We start from the raw sequence: 23,765 nt of genomic DNA, 5'->3' as shown, positions 1-23,765 counted from the left end.
GAACTTACGCGGGAACCTCGATCAACGGGTAGACACCGTTTTCGTCGTGGACCTCACGCCCGGTGACGGGCGGGTTGAAGACGCACAGCATGCGCATTTCGGTGTCGGGCTCGACACGGTGACGCTCGTGACCGTTGAGCAGGTACATCGAACCGGGGCCGAGTTCGTAGACCTTGTCGTTGTCGAGGTCGATCAACTTGCCGGTTCCCTCGACGAGCCAGACGGCCTCGACGTGGTTGGCGTAGTGGAACTCGTTGACCGAGCCCGCTTTGATCGTGGTCTCGTGGAACGAGAAGCCCACTTTGTCGCCGCCGAGGATGATGCGCTTGCTGCGCCAGTTTCCGTCCTCGCTGGTGATGTCGCGCTCGGTGTCGGTGATTTCTGCGGTGGTACGAACGATCATGTGAGTGTCAGTCCTCTCTCTAGCTGCAAACCTTGCCGGTGGCGTCGGCGAGAATCGCGAGTCCGTGGTCCAGTTCCTCGTCGGTGATGGTGAGCGCCGGCAGGAGCTTGACCACCTCGTCCGACGGTCCGGAGGTCTCCGCGAGCAGGCCCTCGTCGAAGGCGAGCTTGCAGACCTTGCCCGCGTTCTCCGGCTCGTCGAACACGAGACCCTGGACCAGGCCGCGACCGCGGGTCGAGATGGAGCCCTCGAACTGGTTGGCCAGATCGGTGAACGCCTGGTGGATCTTCTCGCCCTTGGTCAGCGTCGTCTTGTGAAGGGTGTCGTCGGACCAGTAGTGGTCGAGGGCCACCTTCGACGTGACGAACGCCGGGTTGTTGCCGCGGAACGTGCCGTTGTGCTCGCCCGGGCCCCACACGTCGAGCTCACGCTTGAACAGCGTCAGCGCCATCGGGAGGCCGTAGCCGCTGATCGACTTCGACAGGCAGACGATGTCCGGGGTGATGCCGGCGATCTCGAAGGAGAAGAACGGCCCGGTGCGTCCGCAGCCCATCTGGACGTCGTCGACGATCAGCAGGATTTCGCGCTCGGCGCACAGGTCCGCGAGGGCGCGCAGCCACTCGGCGCGGGCGACGTTGACGCCGCCCTCACCCTGCACGGTCTCGACGATCACGGCGGCCGGACGGTTCAGGCCACTGCCCGAGTCGTCGAGCACGCGGCGGAACCAGTGGAAGTCCTCGGTGACTCCGTCGAAGTAGTTGTCGAACGGCATCGGGGTGGCGTGCACCAGCGGGATTCCGGCGCCGGCGCGCTTCATCGAGTTACCGGTGACCGACAGGGCGCCGAGCGTCATTCCGTGGAAAGCGTTGGTGAAGTTGATGATCGACGAACGACCCGTCACCTTGCGCGCCAGTTTCAGTGCGGCCTCGACCGTGTTGGTGCCGGTCGGTCCGGGGAACTGGACCTTGTAGTCGAGACCGCGGGGTTTCAGGATCTTGTCCTCGAAGGTCTCGAGCAGGTCGCGTTTGGCTACGGTCGACATGTCGAGACCGTGCGTGATGCCGTCGCTGACGATGTAGTCGACGAGCGCCGACTTCAGTACCGGGTTGTTGTGGCCGTAGTTCAGCGAACCGGCACCGGCGAAGAAGTCGAGGTAGTCGCGACCGTTCTCGTCGCGGATCCACGATCCGGACGCCGACTCGAAGACGGCGGGCCAGCCGCGGCTGTAGCTGCGAACCTCGGATTCGAGGTTGTCGAAGATGTTCGTATCGAAGTTAGTCATGTTGCTGCATTCCTCCGGGGCATGCTCTTAGCCGATCGTGTACAGATCTTCGGCTTCGTGTCCATCGGGAAAATCGTTAGGGGAGAACAATTCTTGCTTGTTGATCGCCGTATCTCGGCGACGCGCCAATGCTGTGAACAGCGCGATCGAGGCCTCGTTGTCGGGGCTGATCGTCGTTTCGAGATGGGTAATCCCTTCGGGTGCAAGTCGGTCGAGCAGCGCGCTCAGCATGCGACCTGCAATTCCCTTGCCGCGCTGGTCTGCGTCTACGGCGACTTGCCAGACGAACAGCGTCGCTGGGGATTCGGGGCGGATGAAGCCCGATACGAATCCCACGACGCGCTCGTCGACGACTGCGACGACCGACGAGCGGCTGAAATCTCTACACCACAACAGGTATGCGTAGCTCGAATTGAGATCGAGCACTTCCGTGTTCCTGGCGATCTCCCAGAGCCGGACTCCGTCAGTGATCTCTGGACTTCTGAACAACACCGCGTCCGGCGCGGTGGTCGGGATGGCACTCTTCTGAACAGGCGTCATTGGAAATTCGAACCTAACAACCATCCCCTTCGATTTCACGTGCCTCGCGAAATTGGACAGCTCAGGTGGCGGAGCTTTGCAGGTGAGACGTGCAAAGTGATGCTCATCACATTATGTAACTTTTGGGTGAACCGCAAGCGACACACTTCGCCTATTTGAGACTCGCGAGCGCGAAAGGGAGGACCGACGCGGCACCCGCCGCGCGGAGCGTCCGGGCGGCCATCGTGAGGGTCCAGCCGGTGTCCGTGAGGGTGTCGACGAGCAACACCGGTCCGGCGCCGGCAGGAAGGTCGGGGACCTCCCAGGCGTCGACGAGCCCGGCCACCCGGTAGGCGGAGTTGGCCGCGGACACCGGCGGATGCTCCGGGCGCAGCCGCAGAACTCCCAGGTCAGTGAGGCGTCCGACAGCGGCGAGCTGCCCCGCGATCGACGCCGACAGAAGGGGATGGGTGGCGGATTCGACCGCCATGACGGCGGTGGGCCGCTCGGCCCAGTCCCAGGAGGCCAGCACCTGGATGCAGGCCTTCAGGACGGCGTCGGGGGCAGGTCCGTCCGGTTCGTCGAGCAGGGAACGCAGCCGCTGTCCCCAGCCCAGGTCGGACAGCCGGCCCAGGACGCGCCCCGGCTCGGGGCCGTCCGTGATCTTCCCGGACAGCGCCACGCCGAGCTTCGCGAGGCCCGTAGGCCACTGTTTACGGGGCGCGAGGTCCACGCCTGGCCGCTCGAGACGCGTTCTGGTCTGTTGCACCGCCTCGGCGTCCACGGTCGCGTCGTGGCGCACTCCGGTGCAGTTGTCGCACCGGCCGCACTCCGAGGTCCCCGCCGCCAGACCCGGATCGTCGAGCTGCTCGCGCAGGAACGCCATCCGGCACGTGCTGATCCGCTGGTAGTCGATCATCGCCTGCTGCTCGGACTCGCGGGCGCGTTCGAGGCGCTCGTAGCGGTCCGCGTCGTACGTCCAGGGCTCCCCGGTGCCCACCCAGCCGCCGCGCACCCGGCGGACGGCCCCGTCCACGTCGAGCACCTTCAACACCATCTCCAGCCGGGTGCGGCCCAGCTCCACCAGCGGCTCGAGCGCCTGCGTGGACTGCGGCCGGTCGGTGTCGAGGACCTCGATCACCCGGCGCACCACGTGCTCCCGTGGGAACGCCACGGACGCGAAATAACTCCAGATCTGCTTGTCCTCGGACCCGGGCAGCAGGATGACCTCGGCGCGGTCGGTGGACCGTCCGGCACGCCCGACCTGCTGGTAGTAGGAGATGGGGGACGACGGCGCACCGAGGTGCACGACGAACCCCAGGTCGGGCTTGTCGAACCCCATGCCGAGCGCGGACGTCGCCACGAGGGCCTTGACGCGGTTGCCGAGCAGGTCCTGCTCGAGGGTCTCGCGCTCGGCGGCGTCGGTTTGCCCGGTGTACGCGGCGACCGTGTGGCCCTGCTCGGACAGCAGGCTCGCCAGATCCCGCGCCGCCGACACGGTGAGCGCGTAGATGATGCCCGAGCCGGGCAGGCTGTCGAGCTTCTGGGCGAGCCACGCCGCCCGGGCGGTGGCCTCCGGAATCTGCACGACCGACAGGTGCAGCGACTCCCGTTCGAGGCCGCCGCGGAGGACGAGCGTTTCGGCGCCGCCCACCCCGAGCTGCGTGGAGACGTCGGAGACGACGCGGTCGTTCGCCGTGGCCGTGGTGGCCAGCACGGGGATGCCCTCGCCCAGTTCGGCGATCAGTGTGCGGATCCGCCGGTAGTCGGGGCGGAAGTCGTGACCCCAGTCCGACACGCAGTGCGCCTCGTCGACCACGACGAGGCCCGCGTCGGCGGCGAGGGAGGGGAGGACCTGGTCGCGGAAGTCGGGATTGTTGAGACGCTCGGGGCTTACCAGCAGCACGTCCAGTTCGTTGTCGGCAACCCGGGCGTGGATGTCGTCCCACTCGGTGACGTTCCCGGAATTGATGGTGGCGGCGCGCACACCCGCCCGCTCGGCCGAGGCCACCTGGTTCCGCATGAGTGCCAGGAGCGGCGACACGATGACCGTGGGGCCGTGCCCGTGCGCCCGCAGGAGCTTCGCGGCGATGAAGTAGACCGCCGACTTGCCCCAGCCGGTCCGCTGGACGACCAGCGCCCGTCTGCGGCCCACCACGAGCGCCTCGATCGCCGTCCACTGGTCGTCGCGGAGGGTGGCGTGCTCGCCTGCCAGCTCGCGGAGCAGCCGTTCGGCCTCGTCACGGAGTGCGGGTTCGGTGGCGGTCGTCATGCCCCCCATGGTGCACGACACGGGTGACACGGAGGATCCGGGCGACCGCAGGAGCTCGCTCAGGCGGGCAGCGCCGCCTCGATCTCGGCAAGGGTGGGCGACGAGGTGGAGGCGCCTCGGCGGGTGGTGGCGAGCGCGCCCGCCGTGCACGCGAACGGGACGGCGGTCGCGGGCCCGCGTCGCCACGAGACGGCCAGGGCGCCGGCGAACGCGTCGCCGGCCCCGGTCGTGTCGACCACCTCGACCTCGGAGGAGTCGGTGTGGAGCGTTGTGCCGTCGCTGCCCGCGTAGTCCGCGCCCGACGACCCCAGCGTGGTCACGACGTGGGAGACAGCGCCGGTGACCTCGGCGCCGAGTTGCGCCGCCTCGGTCTGATTGACGAGGAGCACGTCGACCAGCTTGACGAGTTCGGCCGGAAGTGGCTGCACTGGTGACGGATTCAACATCACGACGGTGTCGTGTGCCGCGGCGTGTGCCGCCGCGGCAACGACGGTGCCCAGGGGGATCTCGAGTTGGCAGAGCAGGACGTCGGCGTCCGCGACGGCCGCGAGTTCGGCGGGGGTCAGATCCACCACGGTGCTGTTGGCGCCCGGAACCACGACGATGCTGTTCTCGCCGGCGGCGTCGACGGTGATCGCCGCGATCCCGCTCGGCCCGTCCACCTCACGCAGGTACCGCGTGTCGACCTCGGCGTCCACGAGGGCCTCCCGCAAGTCGAGAGCGAACATGTCGGAGCCGACGGCACCGATGAACGTCACGGCTCCGCCGGCCCTCGCGGCCGCGATCGCCTGGTTGGCGCCCTTGCCGCCGGGGGTGGCGGCAAAGGCGCTGCCCAGGATCGTCTCTCCCGGCGCGGGCAACCGTTCGGTCGCGGTCAGTAGGTCCATGTTGACGCTGCCGACCACGGCGACCCTGGGAGCGGACATACTCCGAGACTAGCCCGCGTCGGCGGCCGCCGTCTCCTGTGCGGGTGTTGCGGATGCGTCGCCCTTGGTGCGGCGGAGGCGCTTCAGGATGCGGCGGGCCTCGGCGTCCGTGGCCACGGCGGGCGGTGAACCCTCCAGCGGCTTCCGGGCGGTCTCGGAGATGAGCAGGACCGCGATACCGCCGACGACGGCCGCGACCATCATGTACATCGGCGCGACGAGGTCGCTGCCCGTCGCATCCTGCAACGCCGTGAGGACGAGGGGTGTGGTGCCACCGAAGATCGACACCGCGAGGTTGTAGCCGATCGCCAGGCCGCCGTAGCGGATTCCGGTGGGGAACAGCGCGGGAAGGACCGACGGGAAGACGCCGACGAACAGCAGCAGCAGCCCGCCGAGCATCGCGAGGCCGAGGAAGACGGTGAAGTAGTGCCCGACACCGATCAGCAGGTACGCGGGCAGCGACAGCGCGAAGAATCCGACGAAACCGGCCAGCAGCAACGGTTTACGCCCGACCCGGTCGGACAGCTTCCCGACGAAGCTGATGCACACCATCATGATGAGCATCACGATGATCATGAGGACGAGGCCGTGCGACTCGTCGTAGCCGAGCGTGTTCGACAGGTACGTCGGCATGTAGCTGAGCAGGCCGTAGTGCGCGATGTTGTAGGTGGCGACCAGGATGACGCACAGCACCAGCGGGCGCCAGTTCTCCACCAGGGTCTCGCGCAGTTTGCGTCCCGTGGATTCGTCTGCGAGCGAACGCTCTTCGGCCTGCTCCATCTGCTGGAACGCGGGCGTCTCCTCGAGCCGCAGCCGCAGGTACAGGCCGATCAGGCCCAGCGGACCGGCGAGCAGGAACGGAATTCGCCACGCCCAGTCCACCAGGGCGTCGGCGCTGACCACGGTGCTGATGATGGTGACCAGACCCGCGGCCGCGACATACCCCGCGAGGGTTCCGAATTCGAGGAAGCTCGAGAAGAACCCGCGGCGCTTGTCCGGCGCGTACTCGGCGACGAACGTGCTGGCGCCGCCGTACTCGCCGCCCGTGGAGAATCCCTGCACGAGCCGGAACAGCACCAGCAGAATCGGCGCTGCGAGCCCGATGGATCCGTAACTCGGGATCAGGCCGATGGCGAAGGTGCTGCCCGCCATCAGGATGATCGTGGTGGCGAGCACCTTCTTGCGGCCGATCCGGTCACCGAGCGGACCGAAGAACAGTCCACCGAGGGGACGGACGATGAACGCCGCGGCGAAGATCGCGAACGTCGACAGCAGCTGTGCGGTGCCGCTCGCCTCGGGAAAGAAGACCTTGCCGATGGTGGTCGCGAGGTAGGCGTACACGCCGAAGTCGAACCACTCCATGGCGTTACCGAGCATGGTCGCCTTGACGGCCCGTTTGACGGAGGCCTCGTCGGTGACCGTGACATCAGGTGATTCGGCCACCTCGGCCGACGTGATCGAGTGATCTGGTGCATTCATGTCGTGCGCTCCCCAGCGCAGTTATCACCCGCGCGGGGCACGTACCTGATGCACGCATCTTTTCGTCGCCCGCACGGCGATTGCTGGTCGGGTTCGGCAGCCCACGGCCCTTCGGCGCGATGCGGCCCCCGCCGATCGGCTCTGGCTCGTGGCTCGGTCCCGCCCCACCGTCCGGGGTGCGGGACTACCAGCTGTAAGAGCGATTACCGTAGCAAAGGATACCGGGGCTTGTCGGCCCGAGCCTCAGTACGCCCGGGCGTACTGCGCCGGAATCTGCGGCGTCACCTGGGCATTCAATACCAGTGCGGCTTTTCGCGGCCAATACGGGTCGCGCAGCAGTTCGCGCCCGAGGAACACGGCGACGGCTTCTCCCGACTCCACGATCCGCTCGGCCTGCTCCGGCTCGGTGATGAGCCCGACGGCGGCGGCCGGGACCGTGGTCTCGTTCTGGATGCGACGGGCGAACGGGACCTGGTAGCCGGGCCCGATCGGGATCCGGGCGGAGGCGACGCCGCCGCTGGAGACGTCGACCAGGTCGACGCCGAGATCGGCGAGGGCCTGCACGAGGGAGACGGTCTGATCCGGCGTCCAGCTGTCCGCGTCGAGGCCGGGCTCCTCGGACAGCCAGTCGGTGGCCGAGACCCGGACGAACACGGGCAACTCGGCCGGCCACACCCCCCGTACCGCCTCGACGACCTCGAGCAGGAGGCGAATACGGCCCGCGAAGCTGCCGCCGTACTCGTCGGTGCGATGATTGCTGACCGGTGAGAGGAACTGGTGCAGCAGATAGCCGTGTGCCGCATGGATTTCCACCACCTTGAAACCAGCACGCGACGCCCGCTCGGCGGCGGCCGCGAAATCGGCGACCACCTTCCGGATGTCGTCGGTCGTCGCCGCGGCCGGCGGGGTGTGGTCGCCGAAACCGATCGCGCTCGGCGCCACCGTCTGCCAGGACAGCCGATCGTCGCCGTCGAGGCTCCCGCCCCCGCGCCACGGGACGTGCGCGGAGCCCTTGCGCCCGGCGTGACCGAGCTGGATGCCCGGGACCGCGCCGAAGTACTCGAGCTGTGCGTTGATCTCCGCGAAGGCCTCGGTTTGGGTGTCGTTCCAGATGCCGAGGTCGGCGGGACTGATGCGGCCCTCCGGGCTGACGGCCGTCGCCTCGGTGAGGATCAGGCCGGCACCGCCGATGGCGCGCGTCACGAGGTGCGTCCGGTGCCAGTCGTTGGGAACTCCCACGTCGCGGCCCGTCACGTCGGCCGAGTACTGGCACATCGGCGCCATCCACACCCGATTGGGGATGGTGACTCCGCGGAAGGTGATGGGTTCGAACAGCACGCTCACTACAGCACTCCTGCCTCTGATGGTCTCGACCAGTCGCAACCTGCGCGGGGGACCAAATCATTCCCAGTCGTTCCCGCTCCGCGGTGTACAGGCCCCGGTATATAGGCTGTCTTCATGACTGCAGTGACCTCCACCTCGTCGGCCGGTGCCGCGGTGGATACCCGTGAAGCCGTCCACGCAGCGGCCCGTCGCGCCCGCACCGCGTCGCGGGTCCTCGCGCTGCTCACCACCGCGCAGAAGGATGCGGCGCTCCATGCGGCGGCCGATGCCGTGGTCGCCGCCTCCGCCGACATCCTCGCCGCCAACGCCGCCGACATCGAGACGGCCAGGGCGTCGGGCACCGAGGACTCCCTGCTCGACCGCCTGCGGCTGACCCCGGAGCGCATCGAGGGGATCGCGTCCGGGCTGCGTCAGGTGGCCGGTCTGCCCGACCCGGTCGGTGAAGTGGTGCGCGGTTCGACCCTCCCGAACGGTCTCGAACTCCGTCAGCTGCGGGTTCCGCTCGGCGTGGTGGGCATGGTGTACGAGGCCCGCCCCAACGTCACCGTCGACGCGTTCGGGCTGGCACTCAAGTCCGGCAACGCAGCACTGCTGCGCGGCTCCTCGTCCGCGGCGAAGTCGAACGCGGCGCTGGTCGTGGCGTTGCGGGCGTCGCTGGCGGCGCAGCAGCTGCCGGAGGACGCGGTGCAGTTGCTGCCGAGCGACGACCGCTCCAGCGTGACGCACCTGATCCAGGCCCGCGGCCTCGTGGACGTCGTCATTCCCCGCGGCGGCGCAGGCCTGATCAGCGCCGTGGTGCGCGATGCGACCGTCCCGACGATCGAGACGGGCGTCGGCAACTGCCACGTCTACGTCCACTCGGCGGCCGACCTGGAGATGGCCGAACGGATCCTGCTCAACTCCAAGACGCGGCGACCGAGTGTCTGCAACACCGCGGAGACGGTGCTGATCGACGCCGCGATCGCCGAGACGGCGGTGCCGAAGCTGCTGCAGGCCCTGCAGACGCACAGCGTGACGGTCCACGGGGATCTGCCGGGTCTGGTGCCCGCGACCGAGTCGGACTGGTCGGAGGAGTACCTCACCCTGGACGTGGCGCTCAAGGTGGTCGACGATCTGAACGCCGCGGTCGAGCACATCGACCGCTACGGGACCGGCCACACCGAGGCCATCGTGACGTCCGACCTCGCGGCCGCCCGCGAGTTCACCGCCCGGGTCGACGCCGCCGCCGTCATGGTCAACGCGTCCACCGCCTTCACCGACGGTGAACAGTTCGGATTCGGCGCCGAGATCGGGATCTCCACGCAGAAGCTGCACGCGCGCGGCCCGATGGGGCTCCCCGAACTGACGTCCACCAAGTGGATCGTCTGGGGTGACGGGCACACCCGCCCGGTCTAGGCGTTTCGCCCACCCCCTTTCCCTCAGCCCCTCTGCCCGTCACCCCTTCTGAAAGGAGCGAGCGTGGATCGCGCACTGCCCACCACGACGCCGTTCTTCGCGAGCGTCGACGACGTCATCGCTCGGCTCGCCGAAACCGGCTACCTGTCCGACAAGGGCACCGCGACCGCGGTGTTCCTCGCCGACAGGCTCGGAAAACCCCTGCTCATCGAGGGTCCCGCCGGCGTCGGCAAGACTGAACTCGCCCGCGCCGTCGCCGAGACCACCGGCGCCGAACTGGTGCGGTTGCAGTGCTACGAGGGCGTCGACGAGGCGCGCGCGCTGTACGAGTGGAACCACGCGAAGCAGATTCTGCGCATCCAGGCGGGCAGCGACCACAGCTGGGACTCCACCAAGGCGGACGTCTTCTCGGAGGAGTTCCTGCTGTCTCGGCCGCTGCTGACCGCGATCCGGCGCGAGGACCCGACGGTGCTGCTGATCGACGAGACCGACAAGGCCGACGTCGAGATCGAGGGTCTGCTCCTCGAGGTGCTCAGCGATTTCGCGGTCACCGTCCCCGAACTGGGCACCATCACGGCCACGCGCAAGCCGTTCGTCGTCCTCACCTCGAACGCCACCCGTGAACTGTCCGAGGCGCTCAAGCGCCGCTGCCTGTTCCTGCATCTCGACTTCCCCGACGCCGAGCTCGAGCGGCGGATCCTGGCGAGCCGGGTGCCGGAGCTGCCCGAGGCGGTGGCCGAGCAGCTGGTCAGGACCATCCGCGTGCTGCGCGGCATGCAGCTGAAGAAGCTGCCCTCGGTTGCCGAGACCATCGACTGGGGCCGCACCCTCCTGGCGCTCGGGCTCGACACCCTCGACGACGACGCCGTGCGCGCCACGATGGGCGTCGTCCTCAAACACCAATCCGACCAGCTACGGGCCGCTGCCGAGCTGCGACTGAACTGAAGGACTTCCCCATGGCTGCTGGTGGTCCACTCGCGTCCCGGTCGAAGCCGGGCGGTCCCGCGGCGCCGCACGGGCTGCCGGGGCATCTCGTCGACTTCGTCGAGGCGTTGCGGCGGCGCGGCATCACGGTCGGTCCGTCCGAGACGGTCGACGCCGGTCAGGTGATGTCGGTCCTCGATCTGCTCGACCGCGAATCGTTGCGCGAGGGGCTTGCGTGCGCGCTGCTGCGGCGGCCCACCCACCGACCCACGTTCGACGCGTTGTTCGAACTCTGGTTCCCGGCGGCGGTCGGAAGCCGGGCGGACGGGGCGATCGACACGAGTCTGCCGCGGAACGGGAAGGGTGAGATCGACTACGAGGCGCTGCGCGAGCTGATCGTCGAACTCCTCACCGACGGATCACCGGAGGCGATCGAGCTCACCGAGCTCCTGACCGCGCAGATGGTCGAGGAACTCGGCCAGTACCAGTCGGCGAACGGCCCGTCGTTCTCCGCGTACCAGGCGCTGCGGGACGTCGCGCCGGAAACCCTGCTGAAGAAGATCCTCGACGGACTCCTGGGGAATCAGCAGGACGGCGAAGCCCGAACGACGGAAAGCTACGAATCCGAGGTGGCCAAGCGCACCGCCGCCCAGCGGATCGCCGACTTCCGGAAGATGATCGAGAAGGAGACGCGGCGACGGTCGGCCGAGAACCTCGGCAAGGAGCGGGTGGCGTCGTACGGCGTGCCCCGGTTGGCCGAGGAAGTCGACTTCCTCCGCGCGTCCGACGCCGAACTGACGGCACTGAAACGCAACGTCACCCCGCTGGCCCGGCTGCTCGCCAGCCGCCTCGCCGTGCGGCGCAGCCGCAACCGGGCCGGTTCGATCGACCTGCGGCGGACCCTGCGCAAGTCGATGTCCACCGGCGGAGTGCCCATCGACCTCGTCCAGCGCAAGCCCCGCCGGGCGCGTCCCGAACTGGTCGTGATGTGCGACGTCTCGGGTTCGGTCGCCGGTTTCAGCCACTTCACCCTGTTGCTCGTCCACGCCCTGCGCGAACAGTTCTCCCGGGTGCGGGTGTTCGCGTTCATCGACACCACCGACGAGGTCACCCGCTTCTTCGATGCGGGGGCCGACCTCGGCAGCGCCATGTCGCGGATGATCCGGGAAGCCGACCTGGTCGGCTACGACGGGCACTCCGACTACGGCAACGCGTTCGGGGTGTTCGCCGAGCGGTTCACCCAGAGCATCACCTCGCGGACATCGCTGCTAGTGCTCGGCGACGGCCGCAACAACTACCGCGACCCGAATCTGGAGGCCCTGGCCCGCCTCGTATCGGTGGCGAAACACGCGCACTGGCTCAACCCGGAGCCCCGCGGCCAGTGGGGAACGGGCGACTCGGCGGCCAAGGTGTACAACGAGGTCATCAGCATGCACGAATGCCGATCCGCTCAGCAGCTGGCGTCGGTGGTCGCCGGGTTGCTGCCGGTGTGAACACGTAAGCTCGTCACTCGTGGAACAGGGAGCAGCGGGCGCGCGTCGGCGCCGCCTCGGAGTCATGGGCGGCACCTTCGACCCCATTCATCACGGTCACCTCGTGGCGGCCAGCGAGGTGGCGGATCGATTCAGCCTCGACGAGGTCGTCTTCGTGCCCACCGGACGTCCGTGGCAGAAGCAGGGCAAGGGCGTCAGCCCCGCCGAGGACCGGTACCTGATGACGGTCATCGCCACCGCGTCGAACCCGCGTTTCTCCGTCAGCCGGGTGGACGTCGACCGGGAGAAGGTCACCTACACCGTCGACACTCTGCGTGATCTGCGCAGCTACCACCCGGACGCCGAGCTGTACTTCATTACCGGTGCGGACGCCCTGGCGAGTATCCTGTCCTGGCAGGACTGGGAGGAACTGTTCTCGCTGGCGAAGTTCGTCGGGGTGTCGCGCCCGGGATTCGATCTCAACACCGAACATCTGGCCGGTCACCTGGACGCATTGCCGGAGGACGCGGTCACGCTGATCGAGATCCCGGCTCTGGCGATCTCCTCGACGGAATGTCGGCGGCGGGCCAGTCGACACCGTCCTGTGTGGTACCTCGTGCCGGACGGTGTGGTCCAGTACATCTCCAAACGGAACCTGTACAGGCCACCGGACTCCGAGCGTCTCGACGGCGCGACGACGATGTCCGAACCGGCCCCGGACAAGACCAAGAGTTAGTCAGCACTTTTCGAACCGAACTGGGAGAACATCGCGTGAGCGCAACGACCGAAGCCATCGAGATGGCACGCATCGCGGCAGTGGCTGCCGACGAGAAGCTGGCCTCCGATGTGGTGGTGCTCGATGTTTCCGAGCAGCTGGTCATCACCGACTGCTTCGTCATCGCCTCCGCCCCCAACGAGCGACAGGTCAACGCGATCGTCGAGAACATCGAGGATCGGCTGCGTGAGGCAGGTCACAAGCCGGTGCGGCGCGAGGGCACCCGCGAAGGCCGTTGGGCACTGCTCGATTTCGTCGACGTCGTGATCCACGTCCAGCACAACGAGGAGCGCAACTTCTACGCACTCGACCGGCTGTGGAAGGACTGCCCGACCGTGCCCGTCGAGGGTCTCGGGCAGCACGGCCCGGCCGACGCGAACGGTGCGGGCACCGCCGCCCAGGCGGAGGAGTCCGAGCTGTGACGGATGCCCCCCGTGCCCCGCGACGTCTGATCCTGCTCCGCCACGGGCAGACCGAGTACAACGCCGACAACCGCATGCAAGGACAGCTCGACACCGAACTGTCGGAGCTGGGTCGGTCGCAGGCCCGCGCCGCCGCCGGCGCGCTCGTCGGTCGCAGACCGATCTCCATCGTGTCCTCCGATCTGCGGCGGGCCTACGACACCGCAGTCGAGGTCGGCGACAACGCCGGTCTGCCGGTGCAGATCGACGAGCGCCTCCGCGAGACGCACCTCGGTGACTGGCAGGGGCTCACGCACCTCGACGTCGACGCGCGTGCACCCGGCGCCCGCGCCACGTGGCGCGGCGACGCGACGTGGGCACCGCCCGGCGGGGAGAGTCGCATCGACGTCGCACGCCGCAGCAAGCCGGTGGTCGCCGAACTCGTCGAGAAGCACGAGGACTGGGCGGAGAAGCCGGTGGTCCTGGTCGCGCACGGCGGTGTGATCGCCGCGCTGACCGCCGCACTGCTGGATCTGCCCGTCGACCGCTGGCCGGTGCTGGGCGGGCTGGGCAACACCAGCTGGGTACAGCTGAGTGCGTACGGAAACCCCGATTCGCTCAACTGGCGCCTCGACGTGTGGAACGCTTCTGCGAGTGTGGCCAGTGACGTCCTCTGACGCGGGTGCCGGTCCCGGGGAACGCCCCGTACTGCTCGTGCTCGCCGACTCGCTGTCGTACTACGGTCCCAAGGGCGGTCTCCCGTCCGACCACCCCGACATCTGGCCCAATATCGTTGCACGTCAACTTGGTTGGGATGTCGAGTTGGTGGCGCGGATCGGGTGGACCAGCCGCGACGTGTGGTGGGCGCTGACCCAGGACCCACGCGTGTGGTCGGCGGTTCCCCGCGCCGGTGCCGTCGTGTTCGCGGTCGGCGGCATGGACTCCCTTCCGTCCCCGCTCCCGACGGCACTGCGGGAACAATTGCGTTACGTCCGCCCACCCGCGCTGCGCCGCGTCGTGCGGACCGGCTACCAGTGGCTTCAGCCCAGGCTGTCCCCGCTGGGGTGGCCGGTGGCGTTGCCCCCGCGGCTGAGTGTCGAATATCTGGAGAGCTCCCGGGCGGCGCTCGAGTACATGCGTCCCGAGCTGCCCGTCATCGGCACCCTGCCGTCCGTGCATCGCAGCGAGGCCTACGGCAAGGTGCACGCGGGTCGCCCCGGTGCCGTTGCCGCCATCACCGCGTGGTCGGAGGAGAAGAACGTGCCCCTCGTCGACCTCGCGGAGGCGGTGCGCGCCAACGTCTTCAGCGATCAGGGTAATCCGGACGGCATCCACTGGGGCTGGGACGGACACACCGAGGTGGCTGCGTCGATGCTGACCGCGCTCCGCGCGGCGGGAGTCGTTCCGGACTCCGCCGAGGGTGCGGTTCCGGCCGACCCGGTGTCGAGCGGAGCCGAGTAGTCCGATGCCCGTCGTCGTCGTCACCGATTCTTCGGCCTCGATCCTGCCCGAACTCGTCGAGCAGTACGGGATCCAGGTGGTCCCGCTCCACGTCCTCAGCGGTGGCCAGGATTTCCGGGAGGGAATCGACCAGCTCCCCGACGACCTTGCCGGTGTCACCACGTCGGGCGCGTCGCCGAGCGAGCTGTCCGAGGCATACGCGACAGCGCTGGAACTCAGTGAGGGCGCAGGCGTTCTCGCGGTGCACATCTCCCGCCAGCTGTCCGGCACGTGGGAGGCGGGCCGCCAGGCGGCGCAGGAATTCGGCGGGCGGGTGCGGATCGTCGACTCCCAGTCTGCCGGAATGGGATTGGGCTACCCGGTCCTCGAGGCCGCGCGGGCCGCGAAAGATGGTGCGAACCTCGAGACCGCGTACCGGCGGGCGGTCGACGTCGCGAGCCGCGGGCGTTGCCTGATCGTGGTGGACAGGCTCGATCAGTTGCGTCGCGGAGGCCGCATCGGCACCGCCGCCGCGCTGCTCGGCACCGCACTGGCGATGAAACCGGTGTTGCATCTCGTGGACGGCCGGCTGGTTCTGAAGGAGAAGACGCGCACCTCGACCAAGGCGATGGCCAGGATGGTCGACGCCGCGGTGGAGCTGGCAGGTCTGGACAGGACGGCCGTCGCTGTGCATCACATGCATGCCCGGCAGCGCGCCGAGGCGGTGGCACAGCACCTGAAGGACCGGATTCCGCAGGTCAGTGATCTCGTCGTCACCGATTTCAGCTCGGTGATCGGTGCCCACGTCGGGGTGGGCGCCATCGGCATCGTGCTGTGCCCGGAACCCACCCTGCACCACGAAGACCGCGATTCATCCACAACGTCGCACTGATCCACAGGCCGATTCGGAAAGCCTGGTCGTCGCGGCAATTCGGTGGGCGGCGCACTCTACCGTCGCGTCCATGGGCATCAGGGAAGAACGTTCGAGGGGCCGGACGCGGCTCGCGTTCCTGACGTCGGGGGAACGCGATGCGGCGCCGCCCGACACACCGTCGGAGCCGGAGTGGCTGGCCGAGCCGATCGGGACCGTCCTCGACGGCGACACGACGTGGTCCGCCGAACGCCGGGGTGGATTCTCGCTGCCGGACCGGTGGCGGGACGCACGATTCGATCCCGGGCGTTCCGGGGCGCTGGTGCTCGTCGTGGTGGGGATCGTCGTTGCGACGGCCGCTGTGCTGGGAGTGCGCAGCGATCGGCCGGAGACACAGGCCGTTCCGTCGCTACCCGCAGCCGGGGTGCATTCCCTGACTCCGGCGCCGGTGACGACGGCTCCCGCCCCGGCGGCGTCGGCACCCGCGCCGGCGGAGGAGATCGTCGTCAGCGTCGTGGGACTGGTGGCGTCGGCCGGTCTCGTCCGGCTACCGCCGGGCTCCCGGGTCGCGGATGCCCTCGCTGCTGCCGGGGGAGTGCGCGACGGCGGTGACACCCTCGGATTGAATCTGGCTCAACGACTTTCGGACGGCGACCAGGTGCTGGTGGGTGCCGCGACCACCCAGGCGCCACCGAGCGCGGTGGGCGGCGCCGCCGCGGGATCGCCGGGGACCGCAGGCGCAGCGGCCGCCACGGGCGGAGGGCTCGTGAACCTCAACACGGCGACCGAGACGGAGCTCGACGCACTTCCCGGTGTCGGGCCCGTCACGGCGGCGGCGATCGTCGCGTGGCGCACGACCAACGGCACGTTCACCGACATCTCGCAACTGGGGGAGGTGGACGGGATAGGGCCGGTGCGGCTGGAGAAACTGCGCGGCCAGGTCACCCTGTGATGCCCGACGACGAACCGCGTCTTCTCGATCTGCGGCTACTGCCGTTCGCCGGGATGTGCTGGGCGGCAACGCTGATCGGCATCCTCGGAGGCTCCCGGGCGGCATGGGTCCTCGTGGCGACCCTGTCGGGAGCGGCAGTTCTCCTCGCCGCGGGACGCGCCCTGCGGGGACCGGGCCGGTGGACGGCCGCGACGTTGGCGGTCCTGCTGTTCGGGTCCTGCTGCGCCGCCGGGGTGGCCTGGCGGGTTCAGGCCGTGGAGCGGCACCCGATGACCGAACTCGCCCGGAACGAGACGTGGGTGACGCTCGTCGTCACCCTCGTCGACGATCCCCGGGAGATCGCCGGCTTCGGACGGCACGTCCTCGTGAACGCGAACGTCGTCGAGATCCGCCGGGCCACCGAGACGATCCACTCGGGCGGTGCGGTGGTCGTCCTGGCCCCGGCGGAGGGGTGGCTCGGACTGTTGCCGGGGCAGGACGTGGTCCTGCGCGGGCAGGCGAGCCCTCCGCGGCACCGGGATCTGAGCCTGGCCACGGTCCGGGTGTCCGGACCGCCCGCGGACGTCGGTCCCGCGCCCTCGCATCAGCGGTGGGCCGGCGCCCTGCGTGCGCGGTTCGCCGCTGCCGCCGCCGTCCTGCCTGCCGACGAGGCAGGACTGCTGCCGGGGCTGGTGGTCGGCGACACCTCCGCGCTGTCCCGGGAGGTGAAGGACGACTTCACCGCGTCCGGGTTGACGCATCTCACGGCGGTGTCCGGGGCGAACGTCAGCATCCTGCTGGGAGCGGTGCTGCTCCTGGTCCGAGCGGTGGGGCTCGGTCCCCGCGCGGGTGCGGCGCTGGCCGCCGCGGCCCTGATCGCATTCGTGGTGATCGCGCGACCGTCACCCAGCGTGCTGCGCGCCGCGGCGATGGGCTCGGTCACCCTGCTGGCGCTCGTGACCGGACGGCGGAAACAGGCGATGCCCGCGCTCGCGGCCGGGGTCATCGCCCTGCTGGCGTGGTCACCGGAGTTGGCGGTGAACTTCGGCTTCGTTCTCTCGGCGACCGCCACCGCAGGATTGATCGTGATCGCGCCGGTCTGGGTCGACATGCTGGTGGGCCGCGGCTGGCCGCGGGCGGTGGCCGAGACGGTGGCGGTGTCCGTCGCCGCCTTCGCCGTCACCGCTCCGATCGTCGCCGCGATGGCCGGGACGGTGAGCCTGGTGTCCGTCTGCGCGAACATCCTGGTCGCCCCCGTGGTCGGCGTGATCACCGTGGCCGGAGCGATCACCGCGCTGATCGCGGGGGTCAGTGTTCCCGTCGCGGAAGTGGTGGTGCGCGTGACCCAGTGGCCGCTGTGGTGGCTCGTCACCGTCGCCGAGCGGGGCGCGCGGATTCCCGGAGCCTCGATTGCGGTGCCCTCCGGGCCCGCCGGTGCGGCGATCGTGCTCGGTGCCGTCGCGGCGCTCGGTGTGACGCTGCGCAGACGCGGACCGCGGCTGGTGCTGGCGGGGATCGCGATCGGTGTGCTGGTGCTGTGGGCGCCGGTCTGGCCGTCGTCGCTGGGTCGCCTTGTGTGAGCGCGCCCGAATCCGGGAAACCTTCGCAGAACTCGAGGAAAGGGACGACGACATGCAGGTGGGGTTCAAGCTGATGGCCGAGACGTTCGATCCGCGGGAGATCGTGCGGCAGGCGGTGGAGGCCGAACGCGCCGGCTTCGACTTCGTCGAGGTGAGCGATCACTATCACCCCTGGCTCTACAGCCACGGTCATTCGGGATTCGTGTGGTCGATGCTCGCGGCCGCCGCGGCACGGACCGACCGGATCGGTCTGGCGACCGGCGTCACCTGCCCGTTCGTCCGATATCACCCCGCGATCATCGCGCAGGCCGCGGCCACGACCGCCGTCCTCAGCGAGGGCCGGTTCACCCTGGGACTCGGTTCGGGGGAACGGCTGAACGAACATGTCGTCGGTGGCGGTTGGCCGTCGGTGACCATCCGGCACCAGATGCTCCGTGAGGCGATCGACATCATCCGCCTGCTGTGGTCGGGCGGCTACCACTCGTACGAGGGCAAACACCTCACTCTCGACGACGCCCGCGTGTTCGATCTCCCCGACGTGCCGCCCACGATCGCCGTCGCGGCCGGCGGCACGGAGGCCGTCGGGATCGCCGCGGAACTCGGCGACGGACTGTTCGCCACCGAAGCGGATCCGGACCTGGTGAAGGCCTACGCCGGGGCCGGTGGGTCGGGGCCCAGATACGGGGAGGTGCCCCTCGCGTGGGCTCGTGACGAGGAATCTGCGGTCGAGTCGGCGCACCGGTTGTTCCGGTTCGGGTTGACCGGATGGAAGGTTCAAGCGGAACTGCCGAATCCGATCAACTTCGAGGCAGCAGCGTCGTCGATCCGCACCGAGGACGTCCGCGACGCCATGGCCTGCGGGCCGGATGTCCGGCGGCACCTCGAGGTGGCAGGCACCTTCGTCGATGCCGGTTTTGATCATCTGGCGCTGATCAACGCGGGGCCGGACGTCGACGGCTTCTTCGAGTTCTTCGCCAACGAGTTGAGTGAGCCGCTGCGGGCGCTGACGGCTTCCTGATATCGGCTGTGCTGCTGCAACTTTCGTCTCGTGGGCGCGCCGCTCGACACGCTCGGCGCGACCGGGGCGGAACGGGTTCTGTATCGTTTCGACTTCGATTCCCGATGTGCATATGCGACACCGAAACACCGACTACCATCCGGTGGCAGATGCCTGAGGTGAACGGTCTTGGAACGCACCCGCATTGGAGGGCGAATGTCGGAATCGGAGCGGACAGATCTCGATGTGGACGACGAGCTCGACGCCGGACAGGTGTGGAGAGCGCAGCGGGTCGTTGCCGCCCAGTCACTCGACGCCGAAGACTGCCGCATGCTCCTGTCCATGCTCGGCATCGCGGGTAACCCCGATGCACCGGAGGCGGACTGACGGCGGTCAGGTCACCTTCCGGTGATGGTGAGTGACGATTTCCTGCGCCACCGTCGCCAGTTTGAGATTCATGTCCTGCGAGGTGGTGCGGAGAATCTCCATCGCCTGAGTCTCGGGAATGTTGTGGAACGCCATCAGCAGTCCCACCGCCTTCCCGATTTCACGGTTGCTGGCCAGGCCTGCCCGCAGTGTCTCGGCCTCGGCGTGCTCGTGGACGGCCGCCAGCGCCACCGCCGCGAACGATGCGAGCATGATGCCCTGATCGACGGACGTGGTGTTCAGCGCTCCCGCCGTGTCGGAGAACAGATTGAGGGCGCCGACCTTGCGTCCGAGGATGACGAGTCGGAATCCGGCGGCACCGCGCACCGGTGTGTGGGCCAGCACCCGCGCCGACAGCCGCGGCCACTGCGACGTGGTGGCGAGGTCCGTCTCGAACTGGGGAGTGTCGCTGACGATGGCATCGACGCACGGTCCCTCGTTCTCGATGCGCTCGAACTCGTCGACACGGAAGGCCACGTCGTCGCTCGCCGCGGCCGTCACATAGCGGGATCCCTCCCGGAGCATCAGGCTCGCGTGGTCACAGCCCTCGACGAGCAGCGGCGCGGCGTCGCAGATGGCTTGGTGGACGTGCCCGAAATCCTGGCCTGCGTAGAGAAGATCGGCGAGGGTCGCGAACGTCGCGGCCGACCTGCCGACCGCCTGCGAGCGCGTCGTCTCGGGCACTGTCTCTCGCATCGGTTCCTCCAGCGTGCGGGCATGCGCCCGGTTCACCGATTCAGTCTGCCAGAGAGGGCGGTCCCCGCAGGTCCCGGCCGCAGGAATTCCCGATCGGACTCCGGCGACAGTCGTCCCGGGCGAAGATGACGTCATGGTTTCGCGCACCGAGGACCCACAGGTGACCATCGGCCAGGGAAGGCTGCGGGGCGTCCGCCTGGGCGGCGTTCGGTCCTGGAAAGGCATTCCCTACGCCGCGCCGCCGGTCGGCGAGTGGCGGCTCCGCGCCCCGCGCCCGCCCGAACCCTTCACCGGCGTTCGCGACTGTTCCCGGTTCGGTCCGATCGCACCGCAGAACGAGCACGGCCCGCTGCCCATCGATCCCGGTCTGACCATCGACGAGGACTGCCTCACCGTGAACGTCTTCGCCCCCGCGACGGACACCGAGCGACCGTGGCCGGTGATGGTGTGGATCCACGGCGGGGCGTATTACCTCGGTTCGTCCGGACAGCGCATGTTCGATCCGACCCGTCTGGTCGAACGCGGCGACGTCGTCGTGGTCACGTTCAACTACCGGCTCGGTGCGCTGGGCTTCCTCGACTTCTCCTCGTTTTCGACCGGGGAGCATCCGTTCGACACGAACCTGGGCCTGCGCGATCAGATTGCGGCACTGACCTGGGTTCGCGACAACATCGCGACATTCGGCGGCGACCCGGGCGACGTGACCCTGTTCGGGGAATCCGCCGGTGGCGGCGCGGTCACCACGCTGATGACGTCCCCACCGGCGGAGGGACTGTTCCATCGCGCGATCGCCGAGAGTTCCCCCGCGACATCCGTGTACGGCGGTGACCGCGCGGCGAGCATCGCCGAGTCGTTCCTCGAGCTGCTCGACATCGCGCCCGCCGACGCGGGCCGTCTCCGCGACCTGCCCGTCGACGTGCTGACGAAGGCCTGCGTCGAACTCGTCCAGCAGGTGCCCGCGCGGGTCCCCGGCACCCTGGCGGTTGCCCCGACCGTCGACGGCGACGTGGTCCCGCACTACCCGGTGGCGGCATTCCGCAAAGGCCTCGCACACCGAATTCCGCTGCTGATCGGGACGAACAAGGACGAGGCGTCGATGTTCCGGCTCATGAAGTCGCCCCTGATGCCGATCACCCCGGACGCCGTGCATCAGATGTTCGTGGCGATCGCCGCCGACCATCCCGACCTCCCGGCGGACGAGGAACAGGAGGTGGCGGCCGCGTACCCCGACTACCCGAAGAAGCGCTCGGCCATGGAGATCTCGCGGGATGCCGCGTTCCGGATGCCGACGCTGTGGATCGCGGAGGCGCACAGCCGCGTCGCCCCGACCTGGCTGTACCGCTTCGACTACGCGACACCGTTCCTGCGCGCCGCGCGGATCGGCGCCACCCACGGCACCGAGGTGCCGTACGTCTTCGGGAACTTCGGCGTCGTCCCGCACGACCCCACATTCAAGCTCGGGGGGCACCGAACCGCCGGGCACGTGTCGGAGCGGATCCAGCGACGGTGGCTGTCGTTCGCCACCGAGGGCACCCCGGACGGAACGGGCGCTGAGGTCGGCTGGCCGCGGTACGACGAGGCGGATCGCACGACCCTGCTGATCGGCAAGTCCGACGCGGTCGTCGCCGATCCGGACCGGGAACTCCGCCGGGCCTGGGGTGAGGAAGTCATCGGTTTCACCTGAGCGGCGGTGCCCCGGTTTCGTATCCGCGGAACGCGGGGATACCTCCTGAATGAGACCTGCAGCAACGGAATCGGGTCGCGACCTCAGTGTGGGGGTCGAGGAGGAGTTCTTCCTCGTCGACGAGTCCGGTCACCTCTCCGCCGCGGGACCCGACGTGGTCACGGAGGCCGGCCACGACATTCACGGGCTTCAGCGTGAACTTGCCCGATGCCAGATCGAGACGGCGACGGGCGTGTGCCACACCGGGGAGGAACTGCACGAGGAGCTGCGCAGCCTGCGACGCCGGCTGGCGAAGGCCGCCGCGGGCCGCGATCTGCTGCTGCTACCCAGCGGGACGTCCCTGATCGTCGAGGGATTGCCCCCGGCGATCACCCCGAGCCCGCGGTACGAGCAGATGGCCCGCCACTTCGGGTCGATCGTGGACACGGTGACCACGTGCGGCTGCCACGTGCACGTGGGGGTCCCGAGCCGCGACGTCGGTGTGCGGGTGAGCAACCTGGTTCGCAGTTGGCTGCCCGTACTCCTCGCGCTCGCCGCGAACTCGCCGTTCCACAGTGGGCACGACACCGCCTATCACAGTTGGCGGCACATCATGTGGTCGCGGTGGCCGTCGGCGGGACCGCCGCCGCACTTCGACTCCGCGGACGAGTACGAGGCGATGGTCGGCGCCATGATCGGAACCGGTGCCGCCATGGACCGGGGAATGATCTACTGGCACGTCCGGCTCTCCGACAAGCAGCCGACCATCGAGGTCCGGGTCGCGGACGTCGCCATGACCGCGGCGCACGCGGCGCTCTACGCGGTGGTCGTGAAGGGTCTCGTCGGGTGGGCGCTCCAGTCGCTGGACGACGGTCTCACCGTGCCGTGGCTGCGCGCCGAGCTGCTGCGGGCGCAATTGTGGCGCGCGGCCCGTGACGGACTCGACGGGGAATGCACGAGCCCGGCCACGGATCGGGCCCTGCCGGTCCGCCGGCAACTGGAATTGCTGAACGACTGCGTGGCCCCGGGGCTCGGCGCGAGTGATCGGGCGTTCCTCGAGTCGGGGCTCGACACCGTGTTGCGCGAGGGCACGGGCGCCGAGCGGCAACGGGCCGAGTTCACGCGCGTCGGCACGCTGGCGGCGGTGGTCGACCTCCTGACGCGCGAAGTGGTCAGCTGACCGGAGGTGGCGGAGTCAACTCGGCGACGCCGGCGGTGGTGGAGCCGATGTAGCCGGGATGCAGCAGTCCGGCGGATCCGACACCCGTGAGCAGGGCACCTGCGCTGGTGTCCGGTCCGGTACGCAGCGGACCGGGGTCGTCGATCAACGCTTCCACGGTCGCGGTGTCGACGAGGCTGAGGTCGATGCGCTGCCCGGCGGGCTGGTAGACGGCGAGGACGACCGGGTCGGGGTAATGCGCGGCGGTGCGGCGCATGACGTGGAACGCGGGGTCGGTGCCCAGGGCGAGCACGGTGACATTCGCGAACGATGCGAGTCGGTCGGCGACCGCACGGCCTGCCCCGCTGCGCCACGTACGCCCGTACAGGGTGAGCGCGTCGGACAGGTGGCGCTGCTCGGTGGCACCTCGCGGGCTGCCGCCCGTCGGGTCGAGCAGGGCCCGCCACCGTTGTTCATAGAACTCGCACGCGGTGTCGAAGTCGTCGTCGGACCCGGCCGCCGCGACGTCGCCGCGCGAGGGCGCTGCGGGTTCGAGGACGGATCGACCACCGGCGAACAGCGTCTCGGCGTGGCCGGAGGCAGAACAGCGGGCGACCAGTTGCACCGACCATCGGAGGAGCAGCCCGTCGCGGCAGGTGTACCGGAAACTCAGCTCATACCGTTGCCCTGCCGTGCGATCGTCGTCGAGGTCGATCATGTGCGCGTAGTCCGCGCGGATGACGCCGTCCACCTCGGTTTCCGCGGTCATATGATCGAGTGTCCACCGCCGACGCGGCCGCTGCGTGGCGA

Annotated in this window: 23 protein-coding genes; 14 read left to right on the top strand and 9 right to left on the bottom strand. The window is 69.0% G+C overall.

From position 1 onward, the window contains the following. Nucleotides 1-4: 4 nt before the first annotated feature. The 7 genes from ACLIVD_RS25415 to ACLIVD_RS25385 all read right to left on the bottom strand — a co-directional run bounded on the left by ACLIVD_RS25415 (nucleotide 5) and on the right by ACLIVD_RS25385 (nucleotide 8,225). A complete protein-coding gene (locus tag ACLIVD_RS25415) occupies nucleotides 5-403 on the bottom strand; it encodes an ectoine synthase (RefSeq protein ID WP_005248060.1) in 399 nt (132 codons plus the stop codon). A 19-nt stretch (nucleotides 404-422) separates the two neighbouring features. Then, a complete protein-coding gene (gene ectB, locus ACLIVD_RS25410) occupies nucleotides 423-1,685 on the bottom strand; it encodes a diaminobutyrate--2-oxoglutarate transaminase (RefSeq protein ID WP_491930834.1) in 1,263 nt (420 codons plus the stop codon). A 27-nt stretch (nucleotides 1,686-1,712) separates the two neighbouring features. Next, nucleotides 1,713-2,225, bottom strand: coding sequence for a diaminobutyrate acetyltransferase (gene ectA, locus ACLIVD_RS25405; protein WP_009474013.1), 513 nt, complete (start codon nucleotides 2,223-2,225; stop codon nucleotides 1,713-1,715). A gap of 151 nt (nucleotides 2,226-2,376) precedes the next feature. Next, nucleotides 2,377-4,476, bottom strand: coding sequence for a RecQ family ATP-dependent DNA helicase (locus ACLIVD_RS25400; protein ID WP_283333613.1), 2,100 nt, complete (start codon nucleotides 4,474-4,476; stop codon nucleotides 2,377-2,379). Between the two features lie 59 nt (nucleotides 4,477-4,535). Beyond that, nucleotides 4,536-5,402 carry a ribokinase gene (locus ACLIVD_RS25395; protein ID WP_317567616.1) on the bottom strand — a complete coding sequence of 289 codons (867 nt, stop codon included), beginning with the start codon at nucleotides 5,400-5,402 and terminating at the stop codon, nucleotides 4,536-4,538. A gap of 9 nt (nucleotides 5,403-5,411) precedes the next feature. Continuing rightward, nucleotides 5,412-6,881 carry an MFS transporter gene (locus ACLIVD_RS25390; protein WP_280782397.1) on the bottom strand — a complete coding sequence of 490 codons (1,470 nt, stop codon included), beginning with the start codon at nucleotides 6,879-6,881 and terminating at the stop codon, nucleotides 5,412-5,414. Nucleotides 6,882-7,124: 243 nt separating this feature from the next. Beyond that, a complete protein-coding gene (locus tag ACLIVD_RS25385) occupies nucleotides 7,125-8,225 on the bottom strand; it encodes an NADH:flavin oxidoreductase/NADH oxidase (RefSeq protein ID WP_283333616.1) in 1,101 nt (366 codons plus the stop codon). 114 nt (nucleotides 8,226-8,339) lie between these two features. On the opposite strand from ACLIVD_RS25385, the gene ACLIVD_RS25380 reads away from it, so the two are divergent. The 12 genes from ACLIVD_RS25380 to ACLIVD_RS25325 all read left to right on the top strand — a co-directional run bounded on the left by ACLIVD_RS25380 (nucleotide 8,340) and on the right by ACLIVD_RS25325 (nucleotide 19,398). Next, nucleotides 8,340-9,620 carry a glutamate-5-semialdehyde dehydrogenase gene (locus ACLIVD_RS25380; protein ID WP_283333617.1) on the top strand — a complete coding sequence of 427 codons (1,281 nt, stop codon included), beginning with the start codon at nucleotides 8,340-8,342 and terminating at the stop codon, nucleotides 9,618-9,620. 63 nt (nucleotides 9,621-9,683) lie between these two features. Further along, nucleotides 9,684-10,565 carry an AAA family ATPase gene (locus ACLIVD_RS25375; protein WP_005261286.1) on the top strand — a complete coding sequence of 294 codons (882 nt, stop codon included), beginning with the start codon at nucleotides 9,684-9,686 and terminating at the stop codon, nucleotides 10,563-10,565. An 11-nt stretch (nucleotides 10,566-10,576) separates the two neighbouring features. Further along, nucleotides 10,577-12,037 carry a vWA domain-containing protein gene (locus tag ACLIVD_RS25370; protein WP_283333618.1) on the top strand — a complete coding sequence of 487 codons (1,461 nt, stop codon included), beginning with the start codon at nucleotides 10,577-10,579 and terminating at the stop codon, nucleotides 12,035-12,037. A 64-nt stretch (nucleotides 12,038-12,101) separates the two neighbouring features. Continuing rightward, the gene (gene nadD / locus ACLIVD_RS25365; RefSeq protein ID WP_005261284.1) at nucleotides 12,102-12,752 is read left to right on the top strand and encodes a nicotinate-nucleotide adenylyltransferase; all 651 of its coding nucleotides are present in this window, start codon (nucleotides 12,102-12,104) and stop codon (nucleotides 12,750-12,752) included. Between the two features lie 35 nt (nucleotides 12,753-12,787). After that, nucleotides 12,788-13,213 carry a ribosome silencing factor gene (gene rsfS, locus ACLIVD_RS25360; RefSeq protein ID WP_105415022.1) on the top strand — a complete coding sequence of 142 codons (426 nt, stop codon included), beginning with the start codon at nucleotides 12,788-12,790 and terminating at the stop codon, nucleotides 13,211-13,213. Beyond that, the gene (locus ACLIVD_RS25355; RefSeq protein ID WP_280782402.1) at nucleotides 13,210-13,869 is read left to right on the top strand and encodes a histidine phosphatase family protein; all 660 of its coding nucleotides are present in this window, start codon (nucleotides 13,210-13,212) and stop codon (nucleotides 13,867-13,869) included. Before rsfS ends, ACLIVD_RS25355 begins: the two co-directional genes overlap by 4 nt. Next, entirely contained in the window at nucleotides 13,856-14,653 is a 798-nt protein-coding gene (gene octT / locus ACLIVD_RS25350) for a diglucosylglycerate octanoyltransferase (RefSeq protein ID WP_283333619.1), read from the top strand. Before ACLIVD_RS25355 ends, octT begins: the two co-directional genes overlap by 14 nt. 4 nt (nucleotides 14,654-14,657) lie before the next feature. Beyond that, nucleotides 14,658-15,524 carry a DegV family protein gene (locus ACLIVD_RS25345; protein WP_283333620.1) on the top strand — a complete coding sequence of 289 codons (867 nt, stop codon included), beginning with the start codon at nucleotides 14,658-14,660 and terminating at the stop codon, nucleotides 15,522-15,524. 70 nt (nucleotides 15,525-15,594) lie between these two features. After that, nucleotides 15,595-16,455 (top strand): ComEA family DNA-binding protein, encoded by an 861-nt coding sequence (locus tag ACLIVD_RS25340; protein ID WP_283333621.1) that lies wholly within the window; start codon nucleotides 15,595-15,597, stop codon nucleotides 16,453-16,455. Further along, a complete protein-coding gene (locus ACLIVD_RS25335; protein ID WP_283333622.1) occupies nucleotides 16,455-18,014 on the top strand; it encodes a ComEC/Rec2 family competence protein in 1,560 nt (519 codons plus the stop codon). The genes ACLIVD_RS25340 and ACLIVD_RS25335 overlap by 1 nt, the downstream gene beginning before the upstream one ends. Nucleotides 18,015-18,066: 52 nt before the next feature. Then, a complete protein-coding gene (locus ACLIVD_RS25330) occupies nucleotides 18,067-19,032 on the top strand; it encodes an LLM class F420-dependent oxidoreductase (protein ID WP_283333623.1) in 966 nt (321 codons plus the stop codon). A gap of 195 nt (nucleotides 19,033-19,227) precedes the next feature. Continuing rightward, nucleotides 19,228-19,398: a hypothetical protein gene (locus ACLIVD_RS25325; RefSeq protein ID WP_198602055.1), complete on the top strand. Its 171-nt coding sequence runs from the start codon at nucleotides 19,228-19,230 to the stop codon at nucleotides 19,396-19,398. Between the two features lie 6 nt (nucleotides 19,399-19,404). On the opposite strand, the gene ACLIVD_RS25320 is transcribed toward ACLIVD_RS25325, so the two are convergent. Further along, nucleotides 19,405-20,133 (bottom strand): GAF and ANTAR domain-containing protein, encoded by a 729-nt coding sequence (locus tag ACLIVD_RS25320; protein WP_283333624.1) that lies wholly within the window; start codon nucleotides 20,131-20,133, stop codon nucleotides 19,405-19,407. Between the two features lie 133 nt (nucleotides 20,134-20,266). On the opposite strand from ACLIVD_RS25320, the gene ACLIVD_RS25315 reads away from it, so the two are divergent. Both ACLIVD_RS25315 and ACLIVD_RS25310 read left to right on the top strand, forming a co-directional pair. Continuing rightward, nucleotides 20,267-21,817 carry a carboxylesterase/lipase family protein gene (locus tag ACLIVD_RS25315; protein ID WP_283333625.1) on the top strand — a complete coding sequence of 517 codons (1,551 nt, stop codon included), beginning with the start codon at nucleotides 20,267-20,269 and terminating at the stop codon, nucleotides 21,815-21,817. A 49-nt stretch (nucleotides 21,818-21,866) separates the two neighbouring features. Further along, complete coding sequence (locus ACLIVD_RS25310) at nucleotides 21,867-22,976, top strand: carboxylate-amine ligase (protein ID WP_283333626.1); 1,110 nt, start codon at nucleotides 21,867-21,869, stop codon at nucleotides 22,974-22,976. Here ACLIVD_RS25310 and ACLIVD_RS25305 read toward each other — a convergent pair. Continuing rightward, on the bottom strand, nucleotides 22,969-23,724 hold the full coding sequence (locus ACLIVD_RS25305; RefSeq protein WP_280782411.1) for a hypothetical protein: 756 nt from the start codon (nucleotides 23,722-23,724) through the stop codon (nucleotides 22,969-22,971). The genes ACLIVD_RS25310 and ACLIVD_RS25305 overlap by 8 nt on opposite strands. Nucleotides 23,725-23,765 lie beyond the last annotated feature (41 nt).

The organism is Rhodococcus sp. G6(2025) (assembly GCF_058628105.1).
This window is presented reverse-complemented; position numbering and strand designations above follow the sequence as displayed.

Excerpts from the sequence above, each read along its gene's own strand:
- ACLIVD_RS25415 (WP_005248060.1), bottom strand. The coding sequence starts at position 403 with ATGATCGTTCGTACCACCGCAGAAATCACCGACACCGAGCGCGACATC.
- ectB (WP_491930834.1), bottom strand. The coding sequence starts at position 1,685 with ATGACTAACTTCGATACGAACATCTTCGACAACCTCGAATCCGAGGTT.
- ectA (WP_009474013.1), bottom strand. The coding sequence starts at position 2,225 with ATGACGCCTGTTCAGAAGAGTGCCATCCCGACCACCGCGCCGGACGCG.
- ACLIVD_RS25400 (WP_283333613.1), bottom strand. The coding sequence starts at position 4,476 with ATGACGACCGCCACCGAACCCGCACTCCGTGACGAGGCCGAACGGCTG.
- ACLIVD_RS25395 (WP_317567616.1), bottom strand. The coding sequence starts at position 5,402 with ATGTCCGCTCCCAGGGTCGCCGTGGTCGGCAGCGTCAACATGGACCTA.
- ACLIVD_RS25390 (WP_280782397.1), bottom strand. The coding sequence starts at position 6,881 with ATGAATGCACCAGATCACTCGATCACGTCGGCCGAGGTGGCCGAATCA.
- ACLIVD_RS25380 (WP_283333617.1), top strand. The coding sequence starts at position 8,340 with ATGACTGCAGTGACCTCCACCTCGTCGGCCGGTGCCGCGGTGGATACC.
- ACLIVD_RS25370 (WP_283333618.1), top strand. The coding sequence starts at position 10,577 with ATGGCTGCTGGTGGTCCACTCGCGTCCCGGTCGAAGCCGGGCGGTCCC.
- nadD (WP_005261284.1), top strand. The coding sequence starts at position 12,102 with ATGGGCGGCACCTTCGACCCCATTCATCACGGTCACCTCGTGGCGGCC.
- ACLIVD_RS25345 (WP_283333620.1), top strand. The coding sequence starts at position 14,658 with ATGCCCGTCGTCGTCGTCACCGATTCTTCGGCCTCGATCCTGCCCGAA.
- ACLIVD_RS25340 (WP_283333621.1), top strand. The coding sequence starts at position 15,595 with ATGGGCATCAGGGAAGAACGTTCGAGGGGCCGGACGCGGCTCGCGTTC.
- ACLIVD_RS25335 (WP_283333622.1), top strand. The coding sequence starts at position 16,455 with ATGCCCGACGACGAACCGCGTCTTCTCGATCTGCGGCTACTGCCGTTC.
- ACLIVD_RS25330 (WP_283333623.1), top strand. The coding sequence starts at position 18,067 with ATGCAGGTGGGGTTCAAGCTGATGGCCGAGACGTTCGATCCGCGGGAG.
- ACLIVD_RS25325 (WP_198602055.1), top strand. The coding sequence starts at position 19,228 with ATGTCGGAATCGGAGCGGACAGATCTCGATGTGGACGACGAGCTCGAC.
- ACLIVD_RS25320 (WP_283333624.1), bottom strand. The coding sequence starts at position 20,133 with ATGCGAGAGACAGTGCCCGAGACGACGCGCTCGCAGGCGGTCGGCAGG.
- ACLIVD_RS25315 (WP_283333625.1), top strand. The coding sequence starts at position 20,267 with ATGGTTTCGCGCACCGAGGACCCACAGGTGACCATCGGCCAGGGAAGG.
- ACLIVD_RS25310 (WP_283333626.1), top strand. The coding sequence starts at position 21,867 with ATGAGACCTGCAGCAACGGAATCGGGTCGCGACCTCAGTGTGGGGGTC.
- ACLIVD_RS25305 (WP_280782411.1), bottom strand. The coding sequence starts at position 23,724 with ATGACCGCGGAAACCGAGGTGGACGGCGTCATCCGCGCGGACTACGCG.